The organism is Bradyrhizobium sp. F1.4.3 (assembly GCF_040548375.1).
Classification (GTDB): Bacteria; Pseudomonadota; Alphaproteobacteria; order Rhizobiales; family Xanthobacteraceae; genus Bradyrhizobium.
This window is the reverse complement of the sequence record NZ_JBEPRN010000001.1, coordinates 1,318,729-1,336,412: the sequence shown is the minus strand read 5'-3', so window position 1 is coordinate 1,336,412 and position 17,684 is coordinate 1,318,729. Positions and strand designations below refer to the sequence as shown.

The 17,684-nt window shown below is 65.4% G+C and carries 17 protein-coding genes; 7 read left to right on the top strand and 10 right to left on the bottom strand.

Annotated elements, in window-relative coordinates; translation table 11 throughout:
• Window positions 1-4: 4 nt before the first annotated feature.
• From ABIB73_RS06490 to ABIB73_RS06465, 6 genes are all read left to right on the top strand, one after another.
• Window positions 5-955 (top strand): ABC transporter permease, encoded by a 951-nt coding sequence (locus ABIB73_RS06490; protein WP_354222222.1) that lies wholly within the window; start codon window positions 5-7, stop codon window positions 953-955.
• The gene (locus tag ABIB73_RS06485) at window positions 952-1,845 is read left to right on the top strand and encodes an ABC transporter permease (protein ID WP_502918391.1); all 894 of its coding nucleotides are present in this window, start codon (window positions 952-954) and stop codon (window positions 1,843-1,845) included. The genes ABIB73_RS06490 and ABIB73_RS06485 overlap by 4 nt, the downstream gene beginning before the upstream one ends.
• A gap of 2 nt (window positions 1,846-1,847) precedes the next feature.
• On the top strand, window positions 1,848-2,861 hold the full coding sequence (locus tag ABIB73_RS06480) for an ABC transporter ATP-binding protein (RefSeq protein ID WP_354222221.1): 1,014 nt from the start codon (window positions 1,848-1,850) through the stop codon (window positions 2,859-2,861).
• On the top strand, window positions 2,858-3,862 hold the full coding sequence (locus ABIB73_RS06475) for an ABC transporter ATP-binding protein (RefSeq protein ID WP_354222220.1): 1,005 nt from the start codon (window positions 2,858-2,860) through the stop codon (window positions 3,860-3,862). The genes ABIB73_RS06480 and ABIB73_RS06475 overlap by 4 nt, the downstream gene beginning before the upstream one ends.
• Window positions 3,863-3,916: 54 nt before the next feature.
• Window positions 3,917-5,413, top strand: a complete 1,497-nt coding sequence (locus ABIB73_RS06470) for an ABC transporter substrate-binding protein (protein ID WP_354222219.1) — start codon at window positions 3,917-3,919, stop codon at window positions 5,411-5,413.
• 364 nt (window positions 5,414-5,777) lie between these two features.
• Entirely contained in the window at window positions 5,778-6,752 is a 975-nt protein-coding gene (locus tag ABIB73_RS06465) for a magnesium transporter CorA family protein (RefSeq protein WP_354222218.1), read from the top strand.
• A 14-nt stretch (window positions 6,753-6,766) separates the two neighbouring features.
• On the opposite strand, the gene ABIB73_RS06460 is transcribed toward ABIB73_RS06465, so the two are convergent.
• From ABIB73_RS06460 to ABIB73_RS06415, 10 genes are all read right to left on the bottom strand, one after another.
• A complete protein-coding gene (locus ABIB73_RS06460) occupies window positions 6,767-8,320 on the bottom strand; it encodes a hydantoinase/oxoprolinase N-terminal domain-containing protein (protein WP_354222217.1) in 1,554 nt (517 codons plus the stop codon).
• 6 nt (window positions 8,321-8,326) lie between these two features.
• The gene (locus ABIB73_RS06455; protein ID WP_354222216.1) at window positions 8,327-9,433 is read right to left on the bottom strand and encodes an S-methyl thiohydantoin desulfurase family protein; all 1,107 of its coding nucleotides are present in this window, start codon (window positions 9,431-9,433) and stop codon (window positions 8,327-8,329) included.
• Window positions 9,430-10,116, bottom strand: a complete 687-nt coding sequence (locus ABIB73_RS06450; RefSeq protein ID WP_354222215.1) for an AroM family protein — start codon at window positions 10,114-10,116, stop codon at window positions 9,430-9,432. Before ABIB73_RS06450 ends, ABIB73_RS06455 begins: the two co-directional genes overlap by 4 nt.
• A 7-nt stretch (window positions 10,117-10,123) precedes the next feature.
• Entirely contained in the window at window positions 10,124-11,212 is a 1,089-nt protein-coding gene (locus tag ABIB73_RS06445) for an ABC transporter ATP-binding protein (RefSeq protein ID WP_354222214.1), read from the bottom strand.
• Window positions 11,209-12,273 (bottom strand): ABC transporter substrate-binding protein, encoded by a 1,065-nt coding sequence (locus tag ABIB73_RS06440; protein WP_354222213.1) that lies wholly within the window; start codon window positions 12,271-12,273, stop codon window positions 11,209-11,211. The genes ABIB73_RS06445 and ABIB73_RS06440 overlap by 4 nt, the downstream gene beginning before the upstream one ends.
• A 27-nt stretch (window positions 12,274-12,300) precedes the next feature.
• Entirely contained in the window at window positions 12,301-13,167 is an 867-nt protein-coding gene (locus ABIB73_RS06435; protein ID WP_354222212.1) for an ABC transporter permease, read from the bottom strand.
• An 8-nt stretch (window positions 13,168-13,175) separates the two neighbouring features.
• Window positions 13,176-14,051 (bottom strand): ABC transporter permease, encoded by an 876-nt coding sequence (locus tag ABIB73_RS06430; RefSeq protein ID WP_354222211.1) that lies wholly within the window; start codon window positions 14,049-14,051, stop codon window positions 13,176-13,178.
• Window positions 14,048-14,830 (bottom strand): IclR family transcriptional regulator, encoded by a 783-nt coding sequence (locus tag ABIB73_RS06425; RefSeq protein WP_354222210.1) that lies wholly within the window; start codon window positions 14,828-14,830, stop codon window positions 14,048-14,050. The genes ABIB73_RS06430 and ABIB73_RS06425 overlap by 4 nt, the downstream gene beginning before the upstream one ends.
• Window positions 14,831-15,012: 182 nt before the next feature.
• Window positions 15,013-15,639, bottom strand: coding sequence for an alpha/beta hydrolase (locus ABIB73_RS06420; RefSeq protein WP_354222209.1), 627 nt, complete (start codon window positions 15,637-15,639; stop codon window positions 15,013-15,015).
• Complete coding sequence (locus ABIB73_RS06415; protein ID WP_354222208.1) at window positions 15,636-16,574, bottom strand: ring-cleaving dioxygenase; 939 nt, start codon at window positions 16,572-16,574, stop codon at window positions 15,636-15,638. Before ABIB73_RS06415 ends, ABIB73_RS06420 begins: the two co-directional genes overlap by 4 nt.
• 131 nt (window positions 16,575-16,705) lie before the next feature.
• Here ABIB73_RS06415 and ABIB73_RS06410 point away from each other — a divergent pair, with 131 nt between their 5' ends.
• On the top strand, window positions 16,706-17,605 hold the full coding sequence (locus ABIB73_RS06410) for a LysR family transcriptional regulator (RefSeq protein WP_354222207.1): 900 nt from the start codon (window positions 16,706-16,708) through the stop codon (window positions 17,603-17,605).
• The last annotated feature ends 79 nt before the right edge of the window (window positions 17,606-17,684 follow it).

Below are 17,684 nucleotides of genomic sequence, written 5' to 3'. Positions count from 1 at the left end.
GCGCATGAGCGTATTTTTTCTCCGACGTCTCCTGACCTTGCTGGCGACGCTGGTCGGCGCATCCGTCATCATCTTCCTGGTGCTGGATGCGCTTCCGGGCAATGCCGCGCAGATGCTGATGGGGGCCGATGCGTCGGCGGACGCGGTGCGCGCGCTCACCGTCAAGCTCGGGCTCGACCAGCCGCTGGCGGTTCGTTACCTGCAATGGATCAAGGGGCTCCTCATTGGCGATCTCGGCAACAGCTATGTCTACGGCACCCCGGTCGCGAGCCTGATCGCGGAGCGGCTGGTGCTGACCGTTCCGCTCGCGATCATGTCGATGCTGATCACGGTGACGCTGGCGCTCTCGGCCGGCATCTACACCGCCGCCAACCACAACAAGCTCGGCGACGTCGGCGTGATGTCGCTGACCCAGATCGGCATCGCGCTGCCGAATTTCTGGTTCGCGATTCTGCTCGTGCTGCTGTTCTCGGTCAGGCTGCAATGGTTGTCGGCAGGCGGCTTTGCCGGCTGGGAGGACGGCCTCTGGCTGGGGGTCAAGTCGCTGCTCTTGCCAGCCGTCTCGCTTGCGGTGGTGCAGGCCGCGATCCTCGCGCGCGTCACGCGTTCGGCCGTCCTGGAAGTGCTGCGTGAGGATTTCGTCCGCACTGCGCGCGCAAAGGGGCTCGGCAAGCGCGAGGTGCTGTGGCGCCACGTGCTGCGCAACGCCATGATCCCGGTGATGACGGTGATGGGGCTGCAATTCGCCAATCTGCTCGCCGGCACCATCGTGATCGAGAACGTGTTCTACCTGCCGGGCCTCGGCCGGCTGATCTTCCAGTCCATCGCCAACCGCGACCTGATCGTGGTGCGTAACTGCGTGATGCTTCTGGCCGCCATGGTCGTCATCGTCAATTTCGTGGTCGATATCCTCTATGCCTTCATCGATCCCCGCATCAAGGTGCACGATTTGTGAGCGCGGAGCTGATCACCCCGGTTGACGTGCCGGTCGCAACGCGTCCTCTGCCGGCCCGGACGTTCTGGCGCCGCGCGCTGCGCCATCGCAGCTTTGTGCTGGGCGGAGCGCTCAGCCTTCTGGTGCTCGCCTCGGCGCTGTTGTCGCTGGTGTGGACGCCGTGGTCACCCTACGAGATCGACATCGCCTCGAAACTCAAGCCGCCGTCCGCGGCGCATTGGCTCGGCACCGATGCCTTCGGCCGCGACATCGTCTCGCTGCTGCTCGCGGGCGCCCGCTCCACCATCATGGTCGGTATCATCGCGGTGAGCATCGGCCTCACCTTCGGTGTCTGCCTCGGCCTGATCGCGTCTGCCCGGCGCGGCTGGACCGAAGAGATCATCATGCGCTTCTCCGATTTCACCTTCGCCTTTCCGGCCGTGCTCTCCGCCATCATGCTCGCCGCAGTCGTGGGTCCCGGCATGGTGACCTCGATCGTCGCGATCGGCATTTTCCAGATCCCGACGCTGACCCGGCTGACGCGCGGTTCGGCCAACGCGATCTGGGCACGCGAATTCGTGCTGGCCGCGCGCGCCTCGGGCAAGGGCGCCTTCCGCATCACCATCGAGCATGTGCTGCCCAACATTCTCTCGATCCTGATCGTGCAGGCCACCATCCAGTTCGCGCTGGCAATTCTTGCCGAAGCCGCCTTGTCCTATCTCGGCCTTGGCACGCAGCCGCCGCAGCCGTCATGGGGCCGCATGCTGAACGACGCGCAGACGCTGCTGTTCCAGTCGCCGATGCTCGCGGTCTATCCGGGCGCTGCGATCGCGGTCGCCGTGCTCGGCCTCAATCTCCTCGGTGACGGATTGCGCGACCTGCTCGATCCCAGACTGGCGCGGGAGCGGTGACGATGGCTGATCCCGCAACCATGCCGCTGATCGAGGTTAGCAATCTCGGGGTCCGCCTCAACACCAGCCGCGGGCCGGCACAAGCCGTGCGCGGCGTCAGCTTCGCACTGAAGCGCGGCGAAACGCTCGGGCTCGTCGGCGAATCCGGCTGCGGCAAGTCGGTCACGGCGCTGTCGCTGATGGGACTGCTGCCGGATAGCGCTGTCGTGACCGGCAGCATCCGGCTCGACGGACGCGAGCTCGCAGGGCTTTCGGATGCGGATTATTGCGGGCTGCGCGGCAACCGCATCAGCATGATCTTCCAGGAGCCGATGACGGCGCTCAACCCGATGCACACGATCGGACATCAGGTCGCCGAGCCGCTGCGGCGTCACAAGAAATATTCGGCGGCGCAGGCGCGGCGAGAAGCGATCGCCTTGCTCGACCGCGTCGGACTGCCCGATCCCGCAAAGCGGATCGATGCCTACCCGCACCAGTTTTCCGGCGGCCAGCGCCAGCGCGTCACCATCGCCATGGCGCTCGCCTGCGAACCGGATCTCCTGATCGCCGACGAGCCGACCACGGCACTCGACGTCACCATCCAGGGCCAGATCCTCGACCTCATCGCCGATCTCGTCGAGGAACGCGGCATGTCGATGATCCTGATCTCGCACGATCTCGGCGTCATCGCCGAGAACGTGCAGCGCATGATGGTGATGTATGGCGGTACCGTCGTCGAGAGCGGGCCGACCGACGAGGTGTTCCGCCGCATGGGACATCCCTACACGCAGGGCCTGTTCCGCGCCCGCCCGCGCCTCGGCGCGCGCAAGGGGACGCGGCTGACGACGATCTCCGGCACGGTGCCTGAGCTTGCCGACCTGCCGGCCGGCTGCGCCTTCGGCGAGCGCTGTCCGCTGGTCGAGGACAAATGTCGCGCGGCGCTGCCGCCGATGGTCGAAGTCGGTCCCGGTCATGTCGTCCGTTGCGTGCGCACCGATGTCTCCATGGCCGCGAATGTCGGAGCGCTGTCCGCATGACTGCCGCGCCCCTTCTCGACGTCAGGGACATCGAGCAGCGCTACACGCTGCCGCGCGAAAGCCTGTTCCGCCCGCCCGGCCAGGTCCGCGCACTCAACGGCGTCAGCGTACAGGTTGCCGCCGGCAAGAGCCTCGGCATCGTCGGCGAGTCCGGTTCGGGCAAGTCGACCTTCGCGCGGGTGGTGATGGCGCTGGAGCGGCCGACATCGGGGCAGGTCGCGCTGCTCGGCCGCGACCTCCATCAGATCTCCGCGGACGAGTTGCGCCGCGCCCGCCGCGATTTCCAGATGGTGTTCCAGGACCCCTATGGGTCGCTCGATCCGCGCCAGACCATCGCACGTATCGTCGCCGAGCCGCTCACCGTGCTGGAGGGCGCAGACCGCACCACGTTCCGCGCGCGCGTCGCCGCGGTGCTGCGGCAGGTCGGCTTGCGCGATGCCGACATGGACAAATACCCGCACGAGTTTTCCGGCGGCCAGCGTCAGCGCATCGCAATCGCGCGCGCGCTGATTACCCAGCCGAAGCTGATCGTCGCCGACGAACCGGTCTCCGCGCTCGACGTCTCGGTGCAGGCGCAGGTCTTGAACCTGATGCAGGACCTCCAGGAGCAGTTCGGGCTGAGTTACGTCCTGATCAGCCACGATCTTGCCGTCGTCGACTATCTCTGCGACGAGGTCGCGGTGATGTATCTCGGCCGGATCGTCGAGCAGGGCCGCCCCGAGGACCTGTTCGAACGCTCCGCCCATCCCTACACGCGGGCGCTGCTGGACGCCGTGCCGCGAGCGCGCGCCGGCGGCGGCCGGCGCCGGCGGGGGGCCCAGGCGATCGCGTCGCAATCGGCGACTGCAACGGGGTGTCCCTATGTCGCCCGTTGTGCGCTCGCCGACCAGCATTGCCGCGAGGCCCTGCCTGAGTTACGCAAGGTTGGTGAGGCGCATCTGGCCGCCTGCCACAAGGCGGAGGCGGTGATGGCGTTGCCCCCGCCGGCCGCGGAGGGTTAGTCTCGCGGGCAGGATTGGCGTAGATTGGGACGAGAGAAGGCAGGGGAATTACGCATGTTCAGGAAATTATCCATCGTCGCACTCGCCGCCGCGTTCGTCGCGGCGCCGCTGCCGGTGCTGGCACAAAGCAAGAAAGACAGCGTCGTCATGGCGATGGCGCTGGAGCCGCCGGGGCTCGATCCCACCAATGCCGCTGCCGCCGCGATCGCCGAGGTCACGCTCTACAACATCTATGAGACCCTGACCAAGATCAACGAGGACGGCTCGACCTCGCCATTGCTGGCCGAGAGCTGGACCGCCTCGCCCGACCTGAAGACCTACACCTTCAAGCTGCGCAAGGGTGTCAAATTCCAGAACGGCGAACCGTTCAACTCCGCGGCGGTGAAGTTCTCGTTCGAACGCAACGCCGTCGCCACCAGCACCAACAAGGACAAGAGCCTGTTCCAGGGCTTCGAGAAAGTCGACGCGCCCGACGCCGACACGGTCGTGATTAGCTTGAAAAACTCCGAGCCGAACCTGCCGTTCCTCCTCGGGCAGGCGAGCGGTTCGATCGTCGAGCCGAAGAGCGCGCCGACGAATGCCACGCAGCCGGTCGGAACCGGACCCTATCAGCTCAGCGCCTGGGCCAAAGGCTCGTCGATGACCCTGAACAAATGGGCCGACTACCGCAACGCTTCCGCGATCAAGCTGTCGAAAGTGACGATCCGCTTCATATCGGAGCCGGCCGCACAGACCGCGGCGCTGCTCTCGGGTGACGTCGATGCGTTTCCGCGCGTTGCGGCGCAGCGCACCATCGCGCAGTTCAAGGCCGATCCGCGTTTCAACGTCCAGGTCGGCGGCTCCCGCGCCAAGACCATCGTCGGCATCAACGAGCGCAAGAAGCCGCTCGACGACGTTCGCGTGCGCCGCGCCATCCTTGCCGCGATCGATCGCAAGGCGATGATCGACGGCGCGGTCGACGGCTTCGGTACGCCGATCGGCAGCTTCTATGTGCCGGGTGCGCCCGGCTACGTCGACACCACCGGCATCAACCCCTACGACCCCGAGAAGGCCAAGAAGCTTCTCGCGGAAGCCGGCGTCACCACGCCGCTCGAGCTGTCGCTCAAGCTGCCGCCGCCGTCCTATGCGCGGCAGGGCGGCGAGATCCTCGCGGCGCAGCTCGCCAAGGTCGGTATCATTGCCAAGATCGAGAACGTCGAATGGGCGCAATGGCTGTCGCAGGTGTTCGCGCCGAACGGTCCGCATAATTTCGATCTCACCATCGTCAGCCATGTCGAGCCGATTGATCTCGTCAAGATCACCGAGCCGGACTACTATCTCGGCTACAACAACGACGCCTTCAACGCGCTCTACAAGCAGATCGTATCGACACCCGAAGAAGCCGCCCGCGCAAAGCTTCTCGGCGACGCCCAGCGCATGCTGGCAACCGACGCGGTCTCCGGCTATTTGTACCAGCCGCAGCTGATCACCATCACCAACAAGAAGCTGAAGGGCGTCTGGAAGGACGTCCCGCAGTTCGAGAACGATTTTTCGAGCTGGTATTGGGAGTAGGGGGCGCGTCATCAAGTCGAAACTGTCGCTTCAGCATTGGCCTCTTCCCATCGGGGAGAGGCCATTTGTTTGGTGGGCCCCCAAAAAAATCTGAAAAACAACCCCATGCACAGTAGGCGGGGATAGTGATATCAATGGCTTGCGCGGCCGGCTCAACGGGCTTGCGCATGTCCGCGATGCCGTTGACCCGACGGGCAAAACACTGGCATGATGGCATCATCGAAGAAGGCCGCGCCCCGTTTTCATTTGAGAGCGCCGCTTCTGTTGATCCCCGAGGTTGAACGATTGGAACCCTCATGCGTTGGCTTGACGCAGGATGGCGCATGCCGTGCTATGCGGCGCGAGGGATTGCGGAGTTCGGTTCTTGCTCAAGCTGTACAGATGGCCGTCCGATGATTGGCAAAGCATCGGCGCGGAAATGCCGGCCGAGATCATCTGGGCCGATCTGCTGAACGCAACGGACAAGGAAAAGAAATTCGTCGAACGGCTGCTTGGGATGCGCGTGCCGTCCGAGCAGTCGCTCGGCGAGATCGAGGCTTCGAGCCGGCTGATCCACGACCACGGCACGCTTTATCTCAGTTCGCCGGCCGTCCGGTTCAACGAGGACAATGAGGCCGAGATCACGCCGGTCGGATTCGTCATCGGGCCGCGGGTGCTGGTGACTGTGCGTTTCTGGCCGCTGCCGATCTTCGACGATATCGGCAAGCGCATCGGGACCGATGACAGTCTCGAGAACGGCATGTGCGTGTTCACCAGCTTGCTCGAGGCGATGGTCGACCGCGGCGCCGATGTGCTGGAGCATTTGGGCGCGACGGCCGATACGCTGTCAAGGAGCGTCTTCAAGGGCGGGCTGGTTCGGACCAAACGGCCGGTACGCTCGAGCCGCAGGATGCGTGAGGCGCTGGAGAATGTCGGAGAACTGGCCGACCGTCTGGCCAAGGCGCGCGATGTCCTGCTCGGTGTTGGCCGCATCGCGTCGTTTGCAGGCGATGTCGGAAGTGAGTGGATCACGGCCGCATCGAAGAAACGACTCGACGCCGTGTCGAAGGACGTCGCGTCGCTCAGTGACTACGAGACGCGATTGTCGGACAAGATCCAGCTCCTGCTCGATGCCGTGCTCGGGTTCATCAACATCCAGCAGAACGAGATGTTCAAGGTCCTCACGATCGTGTCTGTGGTGGGCGTGCCGCCCACGATTCTGGTCGGTGTCTGGGGCATGAATTTCAAGAACATGCCGGAGCTGAGCTGGACATTCGGCTATCCTCTGGCATTGCTCGCCATCATCGCCAGCGGCGTATTGCCGCTGATCTGGTTCACGCGCCGCGGCTGGTTCGATTGAGACAGCGGCGTCTGTTACGCCGCCGCCGGAAAATCCGGATCGGCGATCGCGCCGGCGACGCGCACGCGCACGCGCAGCGCATTGCCGGGCAGATAGGCGATCGGCATGTCCTCGACATCGACGGTCTTGAGGCTGTCGCGCACTGCACCGGCCTGGACGGCACGGTCGGCTGCGATATCGCGCGCAGCTGCGATCGCATCCTCGCGGCTGAGGTCGCGGAACACCTGATCGGCTTCGCCGCTGACCTGCGCGATCGCAGCGCCCACCGCATTGGCGCAGTCGCCATGCGGCACGCGCACGATCTCGGAAATGCCGGGCAGGCGATCCGGTACCAGGAAGGCGCCGCCGCCAACCGCGAGCAGCGGCACGTCGCCGGCTTCGGTCTTCATGCGGTCGATGTCTTCCTCCAGTTTGCGCCAGGCATCGCGCAGCGCCGCATCGATCAGGCGCTTTGGCAATTTGGCGACGCGCGAGCGGTCGCCGATCTCGATGAGACCGGCCGCGACAGCAATGTCGGTGGCAGTGAGGCGCGTGCCACCGAACACCAGCGCATCCGATGTCAGTCGGTATCCGACGCTGAGCGGGCCGACGCGAACCGGATCCTCGTCAACATGGCTGCCGCCGCCGAGCCCGATCGACAACAGGTCGGGCATCCGGAACAGCGTGCGCACGCCGCCGACTTCGACCACGGCATTCGCCTCGCGCGGAAAGCCGTGGCGAAGCTGGCCGATGTCGGAAGTGGTGCCGCCGACATCGACGACCATCGCATCGTCGAGACCGGACAGATGTGCGGCGCCGCGCATCGAATTGGTGGCGCCGGATGCAAAGCTCATCACCGGGAAGGCGGTGGCGATCTCGGCCTGCATCACGGTGCCGTCGTTCTGGGTCAGGAACAGCGGCGCATCGATGCCACTGTCGGCGATCGCCTTGCGGAAGGCTGCGACCGTGGTGATGGCGAGGTCGTGCAGGGAGGCGTTGAGGAGCGCGGCATTCTCGCGCTCGAGCAGGCCGATGCGGCCGAGATCGTGCGACAGCGTCACCGCGACGTCCGGGCAGATATCGGCGAGAATCTCGCGCGCGGTGGTCTCGCAGGAGGGATCGAGCGGCGAGAAGCTCGAGCACACCGCGACCGAGCGCAGGCCCTTGTCCCTGATTTTTCGCGCTGCGTCCTTCAGCCCGGCGATATCGAGCGGCATGAACGGGCGGCCGTCGTAGTCGTGGCCGCCCTCCAGCATGAAGATGTCGCCATTGACGAGCGCGGCGAGGTCCGCCGGCCAGTCGCAGAACGGCGGCAGCGAGGCGCTCGCGGGCATGCCGATGCGGATCGCGGCGATCTTCTGCACGTGGCGGCGCTGCACCACCGCGTTGATGAAATGGGTAGTGCCGATCACGACCGCGTCGACCTTCACCGCGGCGGCGGGCTCGGCGCGCAGCGCTTTCAGTGCGTCCAGGATACCTGACGTCACGTCGGCGGTGGTCGGGCGCTTGACGGAATGAACGACTTTCTCGTCGACGATCAGCACGGCATCCGTGTTGGTGCCGCCGACGTCGATGCCAATACGCTTCATGGGATCTTAGGCTCCTGCCTCAGCGGGCGCGAAGAGGGAACGGTAGTCGAGGTCGTAGCCGAAGGCGCGTGGGCCAACGAATTCAAGGCCCCGGGGACTGGTGAGCACGGGCGGCGCGGGCAGCGCCACGACGGTGACGCGCTGGCCATAGCGCACGGTCTCGGTGCCGACGCCGTGGCCGTTGACACTGTCGAGCACGCAGATCAAATCGGGCGATGTCGCGATCGCCTCCTCGCCGCGCCAGGCCACGACCCATTCGTTCTGGAACGAAAGCTTGAGCCGGCTGCCGCGGTCGGCATCGCTGCCGTCGATCGTGGCCGAACCGCGCAGGAATCCTTCGGTCGTGCGCCGGGCGACGTCGATGATCTTGCCGGTGAAGAGTTTCTTGCCGCCTTCAGTCGCCAGCAGCGCGGCGATCGGATCCTCGTGACGGCGGTTCGCGGCTTCGACGGCGCGGCCGATGCGGATCGCCTTCGTGGTAGTGAAGTGGATGCCCCAGTCCTTCACCTCGCGTCCGGTGCGCGGCGCCTTGCTGGTGGAGGCGATCGAGCCCATCTCGACGCAGATCTTGCGGCTCGCCCGCTCCATCCACTTCCAGCTCGGCACCTTCGTCACCACGGCTTCGATGCCGCGGGGATCGAAGAGCGTGCAGGGGTAGGGGCGCAGGTCGCCGATCGCGACCGATGTCATCTGCGCCTCGGGAAAGGCGCGGCCCATGCAGTCGGCATCGACCACGGGAATGCCGAGATGGGCGGCCGCCATCAGCGCCTGCACGCCGTTGCCGCCGCCGATCTCGACCGACATCACCGCGCGGAACTTGATGCCGTTGATCTCCTCCTGCATCCGCACGGCGCGTGCGATGTTGCGGCTGTCGGCAAGCCGCTCCTGTCCGACCAGCGGTGCGCCCATGTTGGAGACAACGGCGACCCAGTCGTCGTCGTTAAGGTCGAGCGGCGACATCAATTGCACGCGCTGGCCCTCGGCATAGAGCCGGCGCAAATTGAGCAGGCCAAGATAGGGGCTGCCGCCGCCGCCGGTGCCCAGTATCCAGGCGCCGACCGCGAGCGCCTCGATCTCCTCGAGGCTGATCGTCTTCAATTCCACTTTGCTCACGACACCAGCTCCTCGACGATGCGGGCCGCGGCGGCAATGCCGAGGATCACCGGTCCGGGATAGGCGGTGCGCACGCGCGCCTTGTTGGCGCTGGTGTAGCTGATGCAGTCCATCACCACGAGATCGGGCTCGAGGTCAGCCATCGTGCGCGCGGCTTCGTCGACCGCTGCATCGTCAGAGCCGGGACGAAGCGTGATGCCGACCACCTCGACGCCTTCGCGCTGCCATTTCTTGTCGATCAGCGCGGTCTGCTCGGTTAGCGGCGAGAATACGCCGAGCCGGCCTTTCGGCAGCACGGCTTCGACGAGATTGTGCAGGATGGCCGAGGGCAGGATGACGAGGCCATCGGCTGCGAGATTGGGGAATTTTCCGGTGCAGGCCATCAGCGTCACGCCGACGCCCTCGTGCTTGAAGCGAGTGATCTGCTGGCTCGCGCGACGCTCGACCTCCTTCTTGCTGATGGTGACGCCGTCGCCGTTCGGCAGCAGCGTGAACAGCGTGTCGTATCCGTCCATTGGTGGGATAGCGTCGATCTCGGCACGGCTCATGCCGTCGAGCGCGCCGCGCAGCTCGATCTGGATGCCCGGCGACAGCACGGTGGCGATTTCCGACGCGACCGTCGGACGCGGGCTCTGGCCGATCACGACGACCCCGATACGTTGGTGCTTCAATGGCATGTTCATGTCTGGTCTAGTCCTTCAAGACGACGAGATCGGCCGGCGTCCAGTCGAGCGTGACACCGTTGCCGGGAACGAACAGGCGGCTCGTGCCTGCATTGGGCTGTTGCACCAGGACGCGATGGCCGCCCTCGATCGTGATGCGATAGAGCACGGCGCCGCCGAGAAAGTTGGTGTTTTCGACGACACCTTGCGCGGTGACGCCGGACGCGCTCGCTGCCTCGCCGCGCGGCGAGAGGCGGATCTTTTCGGGGCGCAGCGCTACCGAGAGAACGCCTGTGCCCTGCATCTCGGTGGAGGGCAGCAGCGCCAGGATCAGGCCCTTGCCCACGTCGAGAGCGAGGCCACCTGCGCTTGTCGTGGTGCGCTCACCACGAAAGATGTTGGTGTCGCCAATGAAGTCGGCGACGAAACGGGTCATCGGCTGGTTGTAGATTTCGGCCGGCGTGCCGACCTGCTCGACGCGACCGCCGTTCATCACGGCAATGCGGTCGGACATTGCGAGTGCCTCTTCCTGGTCATGGGTGACGAAGACCAGGGTGAGGCCGAGCTTCTTCTGGAGCTGCTTGAGCTCGAACTGCATCTGCTGGCGCAGCTTCTTGTCCAGCGCGCCGAGCGGCTCGTCGCAGAGCAGCACGCGCGGCGCGATCACGATGGCGCGGGCGAGCGCGACGCGCTGTTGCTGGCCGCCGGAGAGCTGGGCGGGCCGGCGGTCCTCGAGACCCGAAAGTTCGACCATGGCCAGCGCCGCCTTCACCTTGGCCGCAATGCTTGCCTTGTCGAGCCCGCGCATGCGCAGGCCGAAGGCGACGTTCTCGGCGACGGTGCGATGCGGAAACAGCGCGTAATTCTGGAACACCATGCCCATGTCGCGCTTGTGCGCCGGCACATGGGTGATGTCGGCGCCGTCGACGCGGATCGCGCCCGCGCTCGGCGTCTCGAAGCCGGCGATCATGCGCAGTGTCGTGGTCTTGCCGCAGCCGGACGGGCCGAGCAAGGAGAAGAATTCGCCCTGCCTGATGTCCATCGCGACCGCGTCCACCGCGCGGACGCCGCCGTCATAGACCTTGCTGACGCCGGCGATTTCGATCGACGCGCTCATGCGCGGAAGATCCGGTTGACGCGCTGGTCGATCTCGTCCTTGCGCTCGTTGTACCACTTCCAGTCGACCTGGATCAGCTTCGAGACTTTTTCCGGCGTGGTGAGCAGCTTGGCGTCGTACTTGGCGTCGAGCTTCACCTTCCTGTTGGCCGGCGAGTACCACACGGTTTCCGCGAGGCGCTTCTGCACCTCGGGACGCAGCATGTAGTTCACATAGGCGTTGGCGAGCTCCTTCATCTTGCTGCCGGGCGTGATGGTCAAAACCTGTTCCAGCGACAGCACGCCTTCGCTGGGCGAGACGAAGTCGGTCGGCTGGTTCTGGCCGTCATAGCGGTAGATGCCGGAATCGTGGATGACGCAGAGGCCGACCTCGCCCGACAGCAGCATCTTCTCCATCGCGCCGGTGAAATCGACGATCTTGATCGGCTTCAGCTTCTCAAGCGCTGCATAGGCCGCGTCGAGATCGGTCTGGCCCTTGCCGAACAGTGTGCCGCACATCATCAGGAAGGCCTGGCCGAGGCTGTTGACGGGAATGACGTAGCCGCCGCGGACGCCATTGTATTTCGCGTCCCACAGCTCCTTCCAGGAGGTGATGCCGTTGTAGCCCTTATCGGTGCGCATGCCGAGGCCGATGGCGCTGGTGAAGATCGAGACGCCGACGATCTTGTCACTGATGGCGTAGGGATAGACGTCGGCGATATTCGGCACCAGCTTGGGATCGATCTTCGGCTCAACCAGCCCCATTTCGGCGGCGGCCCACTGCTCGTTCGAATTGGTGTGCATCACGTCATAGATCGGCGCGGAGCGTGAGCTGGCCTGGAGCTTTGGCAGATAGGGGAAAGCAGAGTCGATCTGGAGCTTGCACTTGAACTCGCTCTCGAAGGCGGGGCCGATCTCGGCCTTCATGACCTCACCCCATTTGCCGCCCCAGCCGGTGATGCGCAGCGTCGGATCGTCGGCGCGCGCGACATAGGGCGCGGCGATCGTGCCGATGCCGAGCGAGGCGCTCGCGGTCAGAAAGCGGCGGCGGCTGAGCCGTGACGATCCCAGAGCTTTCATCATGTCGATTCCTTAGGGTGTAATGAGCGGTTACAATTTGACGTAGGAGCGCAAGCCGACGGTACGGTCGAGCCCGATGACGACGACAAAGGCGAGAACGATCGAGACCACGGAAGCCGCGCCGATGGTGCCGTCCAGATCGAATTTGAGATAGTTGAACAGCGTGACCGGCAGCGTCTCGTTGCCCGGGCTGACCAGGAACAGCGACACCGGAAACTGGTCGAAAGAGACGATGAACGCGAAGATCGCGCCGGCCAGCACGCCGGGCTTGATCAGCGGCAGCGTCACCTCGAAGAAGGTCCGCAACGGGCTTGCGCCGAGATTTTGTGCGGCTTCCTCCAGGCGTGTGTCGAAATTATGCAGTACGGCGAGTGTCGTGCGCACCACGTAAGGCAGCGTCACCAGCGTGTGGCCGGCGACCAGGCCCCAGGTCGGTCGGCCCACGTCGAGCAGCACATAGGTCTGGAACAGGGCGAGCCCCGTCAGGATTGCCGGCAGCATCAGTGGCGAGAGCATGGTCGCCACGATCAGCCGCGTGCCGGGCAGATTGCCGCGCGCGAGCGCCAGGGCCGCGGAGGCGCCGAGGATCGTCGCGGACACCGTGGTGAGCAGTGCGACTTCGAGGCTGAAGCCGAGTGCCTGCATGAAATCGCGCGAGGCAAAGAATTTCTCGAACCAGCGCAGGGACACGCCGACCGGCGGAAACTGGATGAACGGCGTCGGGTTCAGGGCGAATACGACGACGACGGCGATCGGCGCCAGCAGGAAGACCAGGATGGCGATGTTGATGGAGAGGTAGATGTACCGGCCATAGCGCCTGGGGACTCCGACCAAGCGCGCGGGCGCCGCGGCGCGATCGGGTGCGAGCGAAGGACTGTGCGAGGTGGACGTGCTCATCACCAGTCTCACTGCAATTCGCGCTGGCCGGAGACGAGGCCGAGCGCGCGGTTATAGGCGATGACGAGCAGGAGCGAGATCATCAGCAGGACGATGCCGAGCGCGGCCGCGAAGCCGACGTTGAAGTTCGCCGAGATCTGCTGGTAGATCAGGATCGGCAGCGTCATGATCTGGAATCCGCCGAGCAGGATCGGCGTGACATAGGCGCTGATCGCGAGCGCAAAGACGAGGAGCGAGCCGGCGAGGATGCCGGGCAGGCTCAAGGGCAGCGTCACCTCGAGGAAGGCGCGCAACGGGCTGGCGCCGAGATTTTCTGCGGCCTGCTCGAGCCGCTCGTCGATGCGGCCGATCACGCCGGTGAGCGTCAGCACCATGAAGGGGACGTAGATGTGGACGAGGCCGACCACGATGCCGGTCTCGGTGTACATCAGCTTCAGGGGTTGCGAGATGAGGCCGAGCGACATCAGGGTCTGATTGATTACGCCCTTGTCGGACAGCAGCGTCATCCAGGCGAAGGTGCGCACCACGATGCCGGTCAGCATTGGTGCCAGCACCGCCATCAGCAGCAGCGCATGTCCGGTGCGGCTCTTGATGCGCGCCATCCAGTGCGCCAGCGGATAGCCGATCGCGAGCGCGACCAGCGTGGTCACCAGCCCGATCCGGATCGTGGTCCAGATCACTTCGAGATAATAGGGATCGTCGAACATGCGCGCGTAATGGCGCGTGGTGAAGGCGACCTTTGGCGCCACCACCGGATTGCCAGTGAGCACGCTCATCAGCGCCATCAGTCCGATCGGCAGGAAGAAGAACAGCGCAAACAGCAGCACGCTCGGCAGAATGAAGAGCGCAAGGCTGTTGGGGCGTTGGGTGGCGGCACTGCTCATCGGGTCCCCGTCCGAACGCGCGTTGCGGGTTGATCAAGGGGATCGCCGGTCAGCCGTCGCAGCTTTGCGGCCATCGCCGCCAGCTCGCGCCGGACACTGGCGCGTTCGGCGGCGGTGGTGGCCTGCACCGAATAGGACACCGCGATGCCGATCATCTCGCCGGTCTCGCCGCTCTTCAGCGCAAAGCCTTGCGAGCCCACGCCCTCGATGGATTCATCGGCCGCTTCGGACACCCCGGTGCGGCGGATCTCGTCGAGGCGCGCCATCGCCTGCTTGAAGTTCTGCGGCGAGTTGCGCGGCAGCTTTGGATAGGTCGCGGGCACACGCGCGCGGATGTCCTCGTCGGAGAGGCGGGCGAGCATGGCGCGGCCGTTCGAGGTGGCGAGCGCCGGCGTGCGCTGGCCCGGCGGATTGACCACGCGAAGGGGATTCGAGCCCGGCACGATCCTGAGCACGACCTGCTCGTAGCCGTCGAGCACGGCGATGTAGCCGGTGTGCCCGGTGCGCGCGCAGACCTCGCGCAGCTCGCGCTCGGCCATGCTGATGAGATCGTCATGGGCGCGGTGCAGGCGGCCGAGCTCGAAGGTGAGAAGGCCTGGCCGGTAGCGGCGGGTGTGAGGGTCCTGCTCGAGCAGGCCACAGTCGCGCAGGGAGCGCAGCAGCCGCGAGGTCGAGCTCTTCGGCTTGCCGGTCAGCGCCATCACGTCTGCGAACGACAGATCGGGCCGCGCGCTGGAAAAGCAACGCAGGATCTCGATGGCGTTGGTCAGGGCGCTCATGCTGGTTGGTCCAAGGGAGTTCCAAATTTCGGAACATTGTCCCAAATTCTAAGCCTGGCGTGGAAACGGGCAAGCGGAAATTTCCGGCAGGGTGGTGCCCGATTGCGCAGATGCGACCGAAGGTCGCCCGTGGAGAATTCGAAGCGGCGCACCGTGGTCGAGCGGTGCGCCGCTCCTTTGGGTCAGGCCGCCTCGGCGGCGACGTTGCCGATCCAGTCGCGGGCGAGCGACACGTCGGCCTGCGACAATTGATGGCCGGCCGGCAGGACTTTGTGGGTCACGCTGGCTCCCGATTCCGACAGCAGCGCCGCCAGCCGTGCCGAATTGCTTGCTGGCACGATCGCGTCGGCCTGACCAGACAGCAGCAGAACCGGCTTGCCGGCGAGCTCGGCCCTGGGAGGATCCGACAACGGCACCATCGCCCGCAGCAGGATCGCGCCTGCCAGCGCGTCCGTCTTCAGCAGCAACAGCGCCGCCGCGATGTTGGCGCCGTTGGAGAAGCCGACCGCAACGGGAGCATCGATGCCGTATCGCTGTCGCGCCCCCGTGACGAAGTCGCCGAGCTCGAGCGCGCGGCGGCGCACGTCTTCTTCGTCGAACACCCCTTCGGCGAGACGGCGGAAGAAGCGCGGCATGCCGTGTTCGAGCACGCGGCCGCGCGGCGAGAGCAGGGCGGAGCCCGGCGAGATCATCTTGCCAAGCTCGAGCAAATCGTTCTCGTCGCCACCGGTTCCGTGGAGCAGCAGGAGCGGGGGCGAACCCGCGCGGTGCGCGGGCTCGAAGCGATGGATGAATGGGCTCTCGGTCACGACGCGCTCTCTTCCAGGTTCGGGAGAACCTCCTCGATCTGCTTGCGCTGCGCTTCAAGGAAATTGGGCAGCTTCAGGTCGCGGCCCAGGGTCGCGACGGGTTCATCGACCGCGAAGCCGGGAATATCGGTCGCGATCTCGAACAGCACGCCGCCGGGCTCGCGGAAGTAGATCGAGCGGAAGTAGTTGCGGTCGCGCTGCTCGGTCGGGTGCAGGCCGTGATTGGAGACGAGTTTTTGCGCCATTTGGCCCTGCTCGGCGTCGTCGGCCGCGCGGAACGCGATGTGGTGTACAGAGCCGCCGCCCTGATGGCCGCGCAAGAAGCCCTTGGCTTCGTAGATGTCGACCACGCTGCCTTGCGCGTTCCCGGGTGCCTTGAAGCGGATCACGGAGCCCTCGCGCGCCGTCTCCTTGAGGCCGAACACGTCGGTGAGGACGGCAGCCGTCTTCGCCGCGCTGTCGAGCAGCAGCGTCACGCCATGGAAGCCGCGGATCGCATGCTCGGTTGGCACATCGCCATTGCTCCAGCCCGGCTCGTTCTCCGCGCCGGGGATGCCGACGAGCGCCAGCGCCATGCTGTCGGGATCGGTGAACGGCAGCACGGATTCGCCAAAGCGCTTTTCCAGCGCCTCGTAGGCAATCCCCTTCTCGATGAAGCGCTGTGTCCAGTAGCCCAGCGAGCGCTGCGGCACGCGGAAAGCGGTCTGATGGGTCTCGCCGACGCCGCGGCGCCCCGCAGGCACACCAGCCCAAGGGAAGAAGGTCAGGATGGTGCCGGGCCGTCCGGTCTCATCGCCATAATAGAAGTGATAGGTGCCGGGGTCGTCGAAATTGACCGTCTTCTTGACGAAGCGCAGGCCGAGATCACGGGTGTAAAAGCCGAAATTCCTGATGGGGTCGCCGGCAATCGCGGTGACATGGTGCAGTCCAGACATTGTCGTCCTCCGAAGCTCGTGGAGCGGTCTTGCTCTCTGGCTGGAAATATCGTTCTGCTTTGGATTGGAGACAATCCGTGCAAATATGACGGCTATGTCTACGATTTGGAAACAATCTCCGAGGCCGGTCCTTGGATAAGGTCGCCAGCCTCCGGGCCTTTGTGAAGGTGGTCGAAAGCGGCAGCTTTGCGGAAGCCGGCCGACAGTTGCGGCTGTCGCGCTCCGCGATCAGCAAATACATCGCCGACCTCGAGCAGAGCCTCGGCGTGCAGCTCCTGAACCGGACCACGAGGCATGCGAGCCCGACCGAGAACGGCCAGCAATATTTCGAGCGCGCGGTGGTGATCCTCTCGGAGATCGAGGCCGCCGACCAGGCGGTGGCGCAGGCCCAGTCGGCGCCTCGCGGCCTGTTGCGCGTCAACGCGCCGATGTCGTTCGGCACCATGCGGCTCGGGCCTGTGCTCGCCGACTTCATGGAAAGATATCCGGAGCTGCAGCTCCAGCTCGTGCTCAGCGACGATTTGCTCGATCCCGTCCAAGACGGATTTGACGTGACGCTGCGGATCGCGGAACTGGAATCCTCCAGCCTGATCGCGCGGAAGATCGTGCCGGTGGCGCGCATGATCTGCGCCTCACCGGACTATCTGGCGCGCCACGGCGTACCGAAGCATCCGCAGGATCTGCGCGACCATACCTCGCTGACCTATGGCTTCCTGCTCACCGGCAATCAATGGAAGCTCACCGGCGCCGACGGCGATCACTGGATCCAGCCGGCCTGGTCGCTCTGCGTCAACAACGCCGAAGTGCTGCGCGATGTCGCGATCCGGGGCAGAGGGCTGGCGCTGCTTCCCGAATTCATCGCCGCCGATGCCTTGAAGAAGGGCGAGCTTCGCGCCGTGCTGGAAGATTATTCGGCGCCACCGCTCGCGCTCTATGCGGTCTATCCGCCGACGCGGCATCTGTCGCTGAAGGTGCGACTCTTCATCGATTTCCTCGTCGAGCGCTTTAGCCCACGCGACGAGGCTAGCTGACCGAACGCTGCTCGGCGCGAGCAGATCATCCAGCGCGCCGGCGCCGAGCAGCTCTTTCTGGTCGTCGAGAAAGTGCCGG